Genomic DNA, 12,743 nt, shown 5'->3' on the forward strand with positions numbered 1-12,743 from the left:
CTGGCTCGAAGTGTGCTCCTGGCCTGACAGAATGTGGACTGACCGCAATGACCGCTAGCCCAAACTCCACCATGAGCGAAGCACCTTGGAAAAGGGAGATGCGGGTCAGTCATTCATGAGCCAGGGGCGCAATTCCTTGAGGTTGGTTGCCACGATTTGCTGTGCCTCGGGGTTAGTGGCCTGGTTTCTCGGGTCGATCTGATAGCGTTGCAATACATACTTCACCAGCGCTCTACGACTGGGCACCACCAGTTGGCCATCGGTCATGCCAAAGTCGGTTTCGATGATTGACTTCTGCGCTGCGTTTAGCCGCCCGTCGGCTGCAAAAATGACGGGTATCTCGGTATTCCAGTCTTCATCCAGCTCACGAGTGTTCTGCGATTCGTCGAGCAAATCCGGCTGGCCCCGTAGGCGGCTGAGTACAAAGTCGCGGTACTGGCCGTTCTTCTCGCAGTAAGCTCGCACATGCCAGCGCATACCGGTGTAGACCAGTGTGTGAGGGGCGATCAGGCGAATTTCCACGTTCGGTGTGTTGAGCGATACGTACTCGGTTTCCAGGCGCAGGCCATCGCGACAGGCCTTGAGTAGTGGGCGCAGGACCTCCGGCCGGATTGGGCGATCCGGGACTTCCAGCACCTTGGTGTGGGCGTAAGCCAGGGCGAGCCCGTCAATGTGAGGAGCGCGTTCGTTGTTCTGGTAGAGCAGGTGCAAATAAGCGCTTGCGCTGTCGTCGATGAACAGTGGCGTGAACGCCTTGCCGGGCACGTAGCCTTTTATTTTTTTGTCATATGTAAGGTTTTTAGGCGCATGTTCCGTGATGTAGGTGTTGATGTCCTTGGACGCCTGCTGACGGCTGATACCGAAGCTCTGCATCAAGTGTCCCGTGGTCAGACGGCCTTCCCACCAGGCGACGGTCTCGATCAGACGATAGCGAAGTGCCAGATCCCAGCGTACCTGCTCGATAGATTGCTTTCGTTTCATACCCTCTCCATGTGCGCGAATACTTTACCTGTATAAGTCTACATTCTAGACCTGTCATAAATCACTACATATCGTGTGTCTGTCTTCGAAATGAATCGAAGTCACCAAAGGAAGTGGACATGAATATGTCGGAAGCGTTTTCGACAGGGGCCTTGTTGATGATGGGGACAATCCTGTTGGTACTTCTGCTGCAGTACCTAAGGGTGCGTGAGCTCTGGCAAATGGCGATTGCCTGTCGAAAGGATGTGCGCTGGGCACGGATTTGGGAGATGGAGAACCGGGAACTGCGCTCGGCGCTGCGCGCAGAGAAAGAACACGTCAAGCAGTTGCAAAGAAAGCTGGTGATTTTGCAGGAATTGATCCCGGCAGAGGGATAAGGAAAGGACATGAACAGACTTGAGCGGATCAAAGGTTGTCTGCTGGGTGGGGCCATTGGCGATGCGCTGGGCGCCCCAGTGGAGTTTCTCGAGTGGTCTGCAATCGCAGCTAAGTTCGGTCCGCAGGGAATTGTCGATTTTACTCCGGCTTACGGAGTCACCGGTGCGATCACCGACGATACACAAATGATGCTTTTCACCGCAGAAGGCTTGCTGCGGGCTTATGTGCGCAGCAGTTCACGAAAGGCTTGCCACGTCCCCAGCATTATTCATCATGCATTGCTGCGCTGGCTGATGACCCAGGAGTACCCTGCGGCGATACCAGTCAGCAGGGATGGGTGGCTGATCGAGCAACTGGCGCTCTGGTCTCGCCGCGCCCCTGGCACTGCGTGCCTCGGTGCACTCAAGACCAGTCCGCGGCTGGGCGCTGTGGCCGTGAACAATAGCAAAGGTTGTGGCGCCTTGGTGCGTGTTGCGCCCTGTGCTTTCTTTGCTAATGCCTTTGACTACGCTGCCCAGTCAGGGCGCCTGACACATGGACATCCGACGGGCTATCTGGCGGCCGGGCTGTTCGCCGATATTCTCCAGCGCATTGTCGATCGGCAAGACAGCCTGGAGCACGCAGTCACTCAGAGCTTGGCCCATTACGGGCAAAATCCCGGTATGGAAGAAACTCGTAGCCTCATAGAGCGCGTGTTGTTCTTCTTTTACGAAGGCTACCAGCCCACTCCACAACGTATTGGCGAACTCGGTGGCGGCTGGGTCGCCGAAGAAGCCCTGGCCATCGGTCTATGGTGTGCGTTGTTTGCGGACTCATTGGAAAGCGGCGTCATCACGGCCGTAAACCACAGCGGCGACAGCGATAGCACCGGCCTGATAGCAGGCCACCTGCTCGGCGTGCAATACGGCGCTGCCGCTATCCCGGCGCGCTGGCTCATCCAGTTGGAACTGCGTGAGGTGATCGAGCAAATGGCCGAGGACATTGACCGTGTTCCGCGTGAGTACTGCGGGGTTGGCGGGGAGTTTGATGAGCAGATCGAGCGGGCGTATCCCGGCTATTGAAACGACTTCAGGAGAACAGTGATGCCGATGCCTCCGAGGCCTTTTACCTTTGTATGTGACAACTGTGGTTGGAAGCAAACCGTGGTGCCCCTGAGCGATGCACTGCGGCCTGGGGAGTGGTTTGAGCGCTGCCCGAAGTGTGGGAGCAAGGAATTGAGGATGCGGGCGGCAGGGTGGTTGGAGAAAGCGGTGGCGGAGTTTTTGCGGCGGTGTTTATGGCTGTAAGTAAGGGCAGCAATTACACCTCGCGAGCGGACGTAGCGTTTACGCTGGTCTATGACTTGGTAAACGGCATTGTGAGGCCCTGAGTTTGATCAGCTGAGCACCCTCAGAAGGCAGCTTATATCCCGGTTGAATATCCGGGCCTGATCGCTTGCATGCAAGCTGTAACAAGCGATCAGGCTGGCTGGGACTCAGGCCGCTTTCAGAACAGCCATACGACCATTGGGCAGGGACAGCAGCAGCCGGTTTTCTTCCGAGTGGATCAGTTGTTTGGCTTTGTGTTCGATGCGATGGAATATTTCGGCCTTTTCGCCGATGCTGCCTCGGATCAGGCTGCGGTGTTGATCGTTTAGGAAGTTTTTGTAGAGATTCATGGCCCCTTGGTAGCGCTCGGCACCGTCTTCCAGGATTTGCTGGGCCAATTGTGGTTTGCCGACGCGGGCGGCCAGCAGGTATTCGGTGTGCATTCCCAAGGGCATTATTTCCAGCATCATGTGGGCGAAGTTCACCACCAGTTCGTAATGCTTGTTGGTCAGTTCATTGCTGTTATGCGCCAGGTTGAGGATATTGTCGATGAAGGACAGCGCGTGATTGCGCTTGGCCGCTGCGGTAGCCAGTAATGGGTAGGCCACTTCCCTGATCTCATGGGCCAGGCTGCGGTCCTTCAGCAGGGTGCGAGCAACTTCTATCCCTCCGATGTAGTCGGTGACTTTGTCCATGTAATAGACAATGTTCTGGGCGTGCAGGTCTTTGGCGATTTCGTCGACGGTGTTCTGGATCTTGTCGAGTTTGGCGGCCAGATATTTGGTCTGGATGATCAACGCGCCGAGGATCACGCAGGTGGAAGCGGCTGCGGCCATGACGGTTGTCATTTGTGCAGCTTTGATCGCTTCTTCGGCGGACTTGATCATGGTTTCCTTGAATGGCAGGTGTTGAATAATCCCACTCTCGCCACTACCTGCTTTCCAGTAGGCCACGCCGTCATGGATCACAGCTTTACCCTGAGCCAAGGCGTCGAGCAGTTTTTTGGAGAAGGCGGCTTCATCGAGAACCCAGATTTTCTGCAGTAGGTCGGCGGCGGCTTGCATCAGAAACGGTCCTCTTTTTCGTATTTGCGGCGCATGTAGGCGATCTGGATGACCGCTGGAATGGTAACCCGGTAGGCGGTGCCGCTCAGCAACGGTATGGTCACAGCGATCGCCGCGACCGGCCCGGCGAAGGCGGCCACGGCGCGTCCGCCAATCAGCGCAGCGGCGCCACCGGCACCCATGACCAAGGCATTGCCGAAGTACTGGCGGGCGGAATTGGCGAGCCAGGCAGACCATTCAAAGGACCCTATGCCACCTGAACTGATAGCTTTGATGATTGCGGCCAGGGGCATGGATTCAATGGCACCAGGAATATTCATCGATTCCATGGCCTTGCGTTTTTCGGCGTCAGACATGCTGTCCCAAGACTGCTCGACCAGGCGCTCGATCAGTTTGTTTTCGATGTCATAGGCAGACGCTTTGCTGTTGTACTTGGCTTTCGCCTTGTCGCAAACGTCGCAAAGCATTTCCTTGTACCGCACGCCCTGGCGGCGAAACAAGTTGACGATCGAGTCGCCACCGAAATGCTGCAGTTCACCGGCCACCAGTTTCCAGCACTGGCGCCACTGGTCCGGCTGGCCCTCCAGTTTTTTGAATTGCTCATCGTTAGCGATCTCGCTGGCAACCCGTTTTTCGCCATCGTTATCGAGCATCAGGTACTTGGCCAGCTGGCGGATGTCTGCCTCCGTGCAGTACTGGAGAAACGCCAGGTCGTCATCTTGTCTGTAGGTGATACCCATTACTGGAATCCTTTATTTGTGGTGAAAAGTATGGCGAACCCGGTCTAGCGATCTTCCTGTATCACCCAACGCACTTCGATGCGCCGTTGCTGGGCATCCTCTGGTGCGATACCAGGGATAGGCTGGGAGTCGCCGTAACCGGCCACCACGACGCGCTTGGCGCTGGCCGTATCAAGGTCGCCGATGATCAGCTTGCGGGCCTCGCGTGCGCGAGCGGCGGAAAGTGTGAAGTTGTCGTCGTATACCGTGCAGAACGCTTCGAAGTTGGTGACTGGGCGCGATACCGGCAGGTTGTCGGTGTGCCCCTCGACATACACTTTGCCGTTGCTGAACGTGGCCAGGAAATCGGCGATGCGCGCCTCGATGCTGGCGAATGCCTGTTTGGCCTGGTCAGTCACGCAGGCGCTGCCGCGGCCGAAAATACCGTCGCGCAGGGTCATCTTCTGGGCGTTGACATCCAGTACCACCAGCCCGTCGTTCTCACTGGTCTCGAGCGAGGCTTTGAGCTGGCTGAGGATTACGCCGACCTTTTCGCGCTGTGAGGTGCTGCTCTTTTCCATCTCCTGTTTGTGCTTGAGGTCGGAGTAGGTCTTCTGCAGCACCGACATCACCAACAGCAGCATGACCACGGCCATAACCCCGGCCATCAGGTCGGCGATGGAGACCCATTCATTTGGTTTGTCTTTCATGGAGGGCTACCTTCACGCCTCTTCGGCATCGAGACTCAACTGCTCGAGACGGGTGTCGAGGTATTCAAGCCGCTCGACGATCCGCTCCAGTGGGCCCTGTAATTGGCTAATGGCTTGCAACTGGCGCTCGTCATCGGCTGCAGACTTTAGCGCTAGCAGGTGCTCGTCGAGGCGCTGCAAGCTGTGCCCGATCATATCTACCCTGCCGGCGACGGCGTCCATGACCGGTTGCAAGGGGCTGGAGTGCTGAAGGTTCTGCAGTTCGGCGACCAGTTCTTCGATAGCTACGGCGCTGCGGGCAGCCTTTTCTGTTACTTCCTTGAATTGAGAGTCGACGGCGATCATGCGCCGGCCACTTTCTGACACGGCCTTGAGGCCCGAGACGATGCGTTCGCGCAGGTCCTCGACAAGGCCTGTCATGCCTCCTATGTTCATGTTCAGGTTTTGGCTGGTCGCCAGGAATTCGATTTGGGCTTTCTTCTGGATCTCCATCGAGTCTTCGTTGGACTTTTGCATCTTATCCATCGTCTGGCTGACGCTGCTGGACAGATCGGTGACGGCCGTTGAAATACCGTCGGTGGCGTTGGCCATGGTCGCGGACATAGTGGCCATGTTGTCTGTGAAGCTGTTGCCCATCTGGTCGATGGTAGTACCCAGATCCTGCTTGATGCTGCCCAGCACATCAGCCACACCGTCCTTGAAACCACTGATGACCGACTGCAACTCACCAGCGGACTGCCCAACATCGCTGGCGGCGCTGGCCATCTGCGTGGCAGCTTCGGAGATTGCACTCAGGTTGCTGAGACTGGCTTCGACTTGCTCCAGGCTTTTTTGCGCAGTGCGGGTGGCCTTGAGTTGTAGCTGCTGTCCTTCGTTGCTCTGCTGCAGAGCGCTTGCGGAGTCGCGCAGCGTATCGAGGGCCAGCTCACTGCTGCTCTTGAGGGCTTGCACCTCGGGTACCAGAGCTTGCTGCAGCTCTTGAAGGGCGGAGTGGGTTGCGCCCAGAGTGAGGCCGTGTTGCTGCAGGTTGCTGACGGTTTCTTTCAGTGCATCGCGGGCCTGGGCATTGCTGGCATTGAGAGTCTGCACCTCGGGTACCAGTGCTTGCTGCAATTCCTGAACGGCAATGTGGGTCGCGCTCAGAGTGAGGCCGTGTTGCTGCAGGTTGCTGACGGTTTCCTTCAGTGCATCGCGGGCCTGGGCATTGCTGGTGTTGAGGCTCTGCACCTCGGGTACCAGTGCTTGCTGCAGTTCCTGAACGGCAATGTGGGTCGCGCTCAGAGTGAGGCCATGTTGCTGCAGGTTGCTGACGGTTTCCTGCAGTGCATCGCGGGCCTGGGTATTACTGGTGTTGAGGCTCTGCACCTCGGGTACCAGTGCTTGCTGCAATTCCTGAACGGCAGTGTGGGTCGCGCTCAGAGTGAGGCCGTGTTGCTGCAGGTTGCTGACGGTTTCCTGCAGTGCATCGCGGGCCTGCACATGGCTGGCATTTAGGGTACGAACTTCTGGCACCAAGGCTTGTTGCAGCTCCTGAACGGCCTTGTGGGTTGCCACCAAGGTGACGCCGGCATGCTTATTCAGCTTGCATTGGGTGTCGAGTAAGGCGTGACTGGCTTGCCATTGGCTGATCAGCGTCTGGTCGATTCTGCCCAAGGCCTCGATCAGTGCATGTTGGGTTTGCTGACGCTCCTGCTGTTGGGCCTGGCGGCTGTACTCGAAGGCGGCTTTCATCTTGCCGACACACCAGCGCAGCCGTCGTTCTTCATAGCCATTGCGGGCCGACCAGGCCTTGATCAGCAGGAAAGCCATGATGCCCCAGGTCGAAGTTTTGAACTTGGTGCCCAGGCCTTCCATCATGCCCATCAGGTTGGCCATAGCACTGTCCATACCACCACCAGCGTTGGCTTCGAGCAGGATCGTTGAGGCCTTGTTCAAGGCGATACCCAGGCCGAGGAAGGTGCCGAGCAAACCTAGAATCAGCAGAATGCCTGGCATAATGTCAGCGAGTTTTTCGCCGGTGCTGGCGACGGCCGCACTGATTTCGTTGACTGAGCCATGTTCGACATCCAAGTTATCTGCGCGGTCGTCGATCTGGCCGTTACCGTTCCACTTTTTTTCCCAGGACGCCGGCGTTGCACCACGCCATACACCGATCAGGGTAGCTGCGATCAGGATCAGGAAAACGCCACCAAAAATCAGCTGGATGGGGTCGTTTCCCGGTATTAGAAAGCCGATGATTTCTTCGGGTTTCACACGGCCACCTCGACCAGCCTGGCCGCTCGGGCGCGACTGGCTTCTTCAAAGATGTTGGCGAAGTCGATAATCAGGAATTGCTCGGATTCGCTGAGCTCCTCCCATTGTTTGCCGTGCTGAGCACACTCGATGATGATCATGCCAGCGGCGCTGCTGTCATTGAGCAAATACTCTTTGTCGGCGAAGTCTTCGGGATTTTTTTCCAGCATTTGCAGGAAGCCTTCAGCGGCAAATACATAGCTGCGCATTTCATTGGTGCGCTTGCGCTTGCTGTCCATCCGGGCCTTGAGGGCAGGGACTTTAGCCTGTAGGTCGGCCAGCATGGCGGCTTCTTCGGCATCCAATTCAGCCAGGCGCTGGCCGATTTCCAGCCTGCGCAGCAGTACCTGATCCTTGGCGATGCCTTCGCTCTCGGCTTTCCATTCCTTCTCCATGGTTTCCAGATTGTAGCCCCAGGCCATGATCATTTCTTCGAACACGAACGGAATTAATTTCTGCTGGAAGCGTGCGTGAATGACGTCATCGAGGCGCTGAGTATCGGCATCGCTGATGGCCGGGACTTTCTTCAGCAGCTCGGCACCGATCTCCATCAGGAACAGGTCATCGGCGTTGATGGCATGGATGTCCTGAGCCTGCATCAGACGTTTCTCGGTGTCTTTGAGCAACTTCTGCGCAGCACGCAGGCGCAGATAATGCTCGAAGTCCTCGATATTGTTGTTCTCCATCACGTGGGTGATGCGGGTGTTGAGTTGGGCATAGCTGGTAATCAGACTGGCCAGGTCGATGGCCTTGGCGGCATCGCCGCGCACTTCGCTGCGGGCTGCGCGCAGGGTTTCTTCATGCTGCTCGGCAGTGGCCATTTCCTCTTCGTTGAGGTTTATGTCGTTCAGGTCTTTGGCTCGCTGGATGACCCAGTGGATGGCGTCGTCGAGCTTTTTCGCCATTTCGGTCTTGTCCCAGGCCAGCAAGGCCTCCAGGGCTTTGTCGAAGGCGGTGATTGCGGCGCTGACCCAAGGGAAGGTGGGCAGATTCGCTGCCGTCCATTTGGCTGCGACCTTGAGTGCCGGTTGTACCACCTTGGCGATGAAGGGTTTGACTTTCTGCCAGACACTTTTCACGGTGCCAACGAAGGTTTCAGCTTTTTCCGCCATCCATCCGATCGCTTTGCTGGCAACCTCTTTGGTTTTTTCCCAGGCCGACTTGGCTATGTTGACTGTAGATGTGGCAAGACTGGTTATGCCGCCCCAAACATTTGAAAAGAATCCCATATGCTTTGCTCGTTGTTGAGTTATTGAAGGCCCAGCAGGCTCTTGGCGCGCGCCACGTCCTGCTCGCTGTGTGTTCTATTGGAAGGCGGCGTCGACACCTGGTGGTGGCTGGCCAAAACTTCATCGATGGCGGCGTGCACATGTTCGGCGTGCAAGCACGGGAGTAGGCCGTGCTTCTCGGCGGCAAGAAGCGACTTGGGCAGGGCCAGGCGCATGCAGGTACGTATTTCCCGGCCGGACAGGCCGTCGGAACGCTGGCTAGCGCTTTCGATCAGTGCTTCACGTGGCTCGGCCAGCGGAATCTGCTCGACCAGGAAGCGCTCCCAGAGCTGTTGCCGGGCACCCAAGTCGGGCAGGCAGAATTCGACGTGATAGCCGATCCGGCTGCGAAAGGCTTCGTCGTAGTTCTTGGCGAAGTTGGTGGCGAACACCACGATGCCCTCGAAGCGCTCCAGCTCGATCAGCAAGGTCGAGCGCATGGCATTGACCTCGTTGTCCACCCCCTGGGTGACTGACGACAGGCGTTTGCCCAGTAGCGTGTCGGCTTCGTCGAAGAACAACAACGCGCCGGTTTGCCGGGCCTGTTCGAACGTGGCTTGAATGTTTTTTGCCGTATCGCCCATGAACTTGCTTTCCAGCTCCGCAATACCCAAGGCCATGAACGGCAACCCCAGCTGGCCGGCGAGGGCTTCAGCGCAAAGCGTCTTACCGGTGCCGGGTGGGCCGTAGAAATTCAAGATGGCGGTCATGCCCATGGGGTCTACAGCGGCAAATCCCCAGTCTTGGTAGATCTTGGTGTGAAAACGCAGGCGTGCGAGGCACTCGTCCAGTTGCAGTCGGGTACGCGCAGGGAGCACCACATCCCGGGTGAGGTTGAAACGAGGTTCGCGCAATGGTGTTTTCGGCGCAGGGGGCGTCGCCTCCATTAAACGCCGATGGGCGCTGGAGGGGGGAGTCTCGGTCATAGGGGAGCCTGAAATGAACGGGGTAGGGTAACCGCCGGCAAATAGTGCCCGGTCTGCTCGACACCAGCAGTGGTGCTCGGGCAACAGGTACAGTAAGGCCGAAAGCCAGCGTAGCGGATCCTTCGCTTTGACATGGTAACTGCCTTGTACTGCGGGCTTGGGGGATGATGTCAATTTGGCCACGAGCCTACTACGAGGAGTGGCTATTTGCTACTTTCCGTTGGTCGGCTGCGCAAGGTCGGGGGCTGAGCCGCCATTCGGCGATCGCTTCGGTCACCTTTTTACCGTTCACTTAGGACTTTGCCCTCCTTGGAGTGTTTTAGTCGTTTGTGGGTTGGTATTAGAAGAGCTGACACTTTGTAGTACCCCATTCGGCGGGCTGGCGAAACGTTCTCGATGTTGACCGTCTCGCCGAAAGGGTTTCATACAATGTCACTCCCTTACAGACTCATGGTAACAACCAGACTGTACTGGGGCGGGCGGTTCGACCTATACCTACTGATCCACATGCTTCAAGAATCGGTAGCACATACGTGATCACCATGGGCCCGGAACTACCACCAGGCTCTCTGCGTGCAGCCTGGCAAAGCGGACTTGCCAGCAAAGGGTCTTTATTGGACCCGATTGCGACCTGATTGGAATGCCCCTGATGTCCCTGAGTGAGCAGATAGTCCAGCGTCTGTTCAAATGCCTGCCGCGAAACACTGACAGTGCTGCTGTGTGTCGCTATGGTCACGTGAGTAGGGCTGACTGCCTGAACTTCAAAATCCGATCGGTTGGCAGGTGTATCTAAACGCTGGCCACTGAGGTTGGAAATTTGTGCCCAAAGTGCATTGGAAACTCGAGGAGTGGTCATCAATCTTGCTCCGGATAATTTTGAAAATACGCTTGTCGGCCGCTCGAAAAGTCCAGCCAAGCCCTACCGCTTCCCGATGCCCAATCCATTGGTAATCCGGCACTTGCTCGGTTCGACACCTCCCCAATGGTTGGACGGAAACGGCCCGGCATTGACCACCGTTCCATCCGCAGTTTGCACCTCCAGCACCGCATTCCACAGTGACACCCGAGGGGCTTCGAGGAATGGATCGAGGCAGAGCAGGTGGGTGACGTTGGTCTGGGACTTGGCACCCGCTACTTCTACCACCTGACCTTGATAGCCAACGACCAGCAACCAATGACCTTCGCCGCCCGGCCAGTCGACTCCGATGATGGTGGAGTAGCCATTGGTTACTGCTGCCACCAGCTCGGTCACCATAGAGCGAGTGTTGCCGCTGAATTTCTCAAGGCTGATCTGGTTGCGAAAACAGTCGACTAGCCAGTCCAAGTCACATCCGTTGGTACCGTTATTGATCAGGCCGCCGAATTCGGCTAGGCGATTATGGAATTTGCCCAGCCGAGTGCGGCCGTCGTTCAGCCCCATGTAACTGGCCTCGAAGCGGCTGATGATGCCGTTGGCAACTAGCGCCATCAGAAGACTGTAAGGGCCGCAGGCGCCGTCAAGGTCGCCTTGACGAAAATGTACCTGCTCCCCGGCTTCGTTCACCGGGCCACAGGGAGACAGGGACAGTTGGGGCATTACGTTCATCACATTCATGGTGCGCAGCATCCGATGCAGTAGGTTGGTTCGTTCTCAATGCTTAACAGGGGCAGGGAATCAGGGCAGGTCACCGCGGTTAATGTTGGCCGCCTGGTTTCCCCAAACGCTTCAATCATCGCCGTCTACAACCCCAGATTCGCCCGCTCCACCCCATCGGCAACTCCTTCGATACCGAAACTCCGATATCTTTGAAATCCGCCGCCGCTGGGCTTGCTGCGCCCATCCTCATACAAGCGTTCGTCGGGCCCGATGAGGGGAATCGATCAGTGAGGGCGGGTGCGACTAGGTGCGTCGTGGATTTGGCGATGGCATCGTGAATGTGAGCTGCCCGCAACGATGATGGCTAATTGCTTTGCCTCTGTCGAGAGTGCTGTATGGCTCGGTGCCGGACCTGGCGGGTGCCAGGAAGCATGAGCAGGCGTTTTCGCCGATCTACATCGGTACCATCAACGGCGGGGGGCTGGCGCTGGAGCTTGGCAGCCTAGGTGACATCACGGGGATCCCTGCTACCGACGCTGCCCATGTCCTGGTTTGTGCAGCTGGTCCTGAATGCCGATGAGGCGCCAGGCTGGACGCAAACTACTGCCATTTTTAGCCTTTATGCAACCTGGAAGTTGGGATGAGCTGAGTGCCATCATGAAGCGCCTTATGGACTCGCCAAACTTCACCGGGCAAGCTTCGTGTTTTTGTGATGGCACGGAGATGGCAATGCCGAAAGAGATAGTATTCACCATCCGCCCACGCGGCCTTGTCAGTGCTCTGCTTGTATCGCCGTTAGTCGTCCTAGCCGCTTGGTGGATCTTCAATTGGCCTTGGGGAAATCCCAACGCGCCAGCATGGGTTCAGGCTGTGGGTTCTATCGCGGCCATACTGGCATCGGTGTGGATAGCAAATGCGAAGGATCGACGTGATGAGGAAAGGGCGCTGCGCGAAGTAGAGAAGGCAAAGGAGAAAATGACTTTTCTTCAAAATTCAATAAGCCATACCGCCCTATCCATGCACGACTTTGCTGTACGCCTGTTGGACTGCGTTCAGGGCTTGGGGGCGCTGACTAAAACAGTTGATTGGGGTCAGGTAAGGAGATCACTTGAAGGCTATTACGAGCAGCTGAACAAGCTGAGTGCATTGGATCTACCCAGCGACCAGCTGGCGAAAGCTTATCTGAGCTTGTGGGGAGCAGTTAGAGAAGCTCATGCCGAGATCAGCATTTCGATGAGTGACAGTCAGCACGAGAATTTGGTCCCTAATGCCATTTCTGGCTGCGAGCGAATCATTAAAGCTGCCAACTATTGGGCTGAGACCACGAAGCTCGATTAGCGCTGTGTATTTTCCAACCGCCTACGCGTGCATACGTGGAGAGTAAGACAAGCCGGCTTTCTGTGAGGTCGGTGATGCTGCCATGGGTGCCCCATAAGTGATACCAATTTGGAATGCGGCGCGTATCGACACCGGCGCTCCGTGAGGCGCGGGGCAGTGAGTGCTGGTCAAGTGCCATTATTCT

Annotated in this window: 11 protein-coding genes and 1 pseudogene; 4 read left to right on the top strand and 8 right to left on the bottom strand. The window is 56.9% G+C overall.

The features are described from left to right. Positions 1–105: 105 nt before the first annotated feature. Entirely contained in the window at positions 106–981 is an 876-nt protein-coding gene (locus tag Q7F16_RS04690; RefSeq protein WP_019582650.1) for a WYL domain-containing protein, read from the bottom strand. Positions 982–1,100: 119 nt separating this feature from the next. On the opposite strand from Q7F16_RS04690, the gene Q7F16_RS04695 reads away from it, so the two are divergent. Then, positions 1,101–1,358: a hypothetical protein gene (locus Q7F16_RS04695; protein ID WP_409555997.1), complete on the top strand. Its 258-nt coding sequence runs from the start codon at positions 1,101–1,103 to the stop codon at positions 1,356–1,358. Between the two features lie 9 nt (positions 1,359–1,367). Next, on the top strand, positions 1,368–2,420 hold the full coding sequence (locus Q7F16_RS04700) for an ADP-ribosylglycohydrolase family protein (RefSeq protein ID WP_409555996.1): 1,053 nt from the start codon (positions 1,368–1,370) through the stop codon (positions 2,418–2,420). Positions 2,421–2,833: 413 nt separating this feature from the next. Here Q7F16_RS04700 and Q7F16_RS04705 read toward each other — a convergent pair whose 3' ends face one another. The 7 genes from Q7F16_RS04705 to Q7F16_RS04735 form a co-directional block, all read right to left on the bottom strand. Further along, positions 2,834–3,730, bottom strand: a complete 897-nt coding sequence (locus Q7F16_RS04705) for a hypothetical protein (RefSeq protein ID WP_409555995.1) — start codon at positions 3,728–3,730, stop codon at positions 2,834–2,836. After that, positions 3,730–4,470 carry a DUF3944 domain-containing protein gene (locus Q7F16_RS04710; RefSeq protein ID WP_409555994.1) on the bottom strand — a complete coding sequence of 247 codons (741 nt, stop codon included), beginning with the start codon at positions 4,468–4,470 and terminating at the stop codon, positions 3,730–3,732. Before Q7F16_RS04710 ends, Q7F16_RS04705 begins: the two co-directional genes overlap by 1 nt. Positions 4,471–4,514: 44 nt before the next feature. Next, complete coding sequence (locus Q7F16_RS04715) at positions 4,515–5,159, bottom strand: OmpA/MotB family protein (protein WP_236378509.1); 645 nt, start codon at positions 5,157–5,159, stop codon at positions 4,515–4,517. A gap of 12 nt (positions 5,160–5,171) precedes the next feature. Next, on the bottom strand, positions 5,172–7,412 hold the full coding sequence (locus Q7F16_RS04720; protein ID WP_409555993.1) for a hypothetical protein: 2,241 nt from the start codon (positions 7,410–7,412) through the stop codon (positions 5,172–5,174). Then, positions 7,409–8,563, bottom strand: coding sequence for a hypothetical protein (locus Q7F16_RS04725; protein ID WP_409555992.1), 1,155 nt, complete (start codon positions 8,561–8,563; stop codon positions 7,409–7,411). Before Q7F16_RS04725 ends, Q7F16_RS04720 begins: the two co-directional genes overlap by 4 nt. Before the next feature lie 137 nt (positions 8,564–8,700). After that, a complete protein-coding gene (locus tag Q7F16_RS04730) occupies positions 8,701–9,645 on the bottom strand; it encodes an ATP-binding protein (protein WP_186618618.1) in 945 nt (314 codons plus the stop codon). A 919-nt stretch (positions 9,646–10,564) separates the two neighbouring features. Beyond that, on the bottom strand, positions 10,565–11,239 hold the full coding sequence (locus Q7F16_RS04735) for a hypothetical protein (RefSeq protein WP_186618619.1): 675 nt from the start codon (positions 11,237–11,239) through the stop codon (positions 10,565–10,567). Between the two features lie 364 nt (positions 11,240–11,603). Here Q7F16_RS04735 and Q7F16_RS04740 point away from each other — a divergent pair. Next, positions 11,604–11,865: pseudogene (locus tag Q7F16_RS04740) on the top strand (hypothetical protein); the annotation flags it as partial. 13 nt (positions 11,866–11,878) lie between these two features. Continuing rightward, positions 11,879–12,559 carry a hypothetical protein gene (locus Q7F16_RS04745; protein WP_409555991.1) on the top strand — a complete coding sequence of 227 codons (681 nt, stop codon included), beginning with the start codon at positions 11,879–11,881 and terminating at the stop codon, positions 12,557–12,559. The last annotated feature ends 184 nt before the right edge of the window (positions 12,560–12,743 follow it).

It is taken from the genome of Pseudomonas sp. Lb2C2, from assembly GCF_052112205.1.
In the GTDB taxonomy this organism is placed as follows: Bacteria; Pseudomonadota; Gammaproteobacteria; order Pseudomonadales; family Pseudomonadaceae; genus Aquipseudomonas; species Aquipseudomonas kilonensis.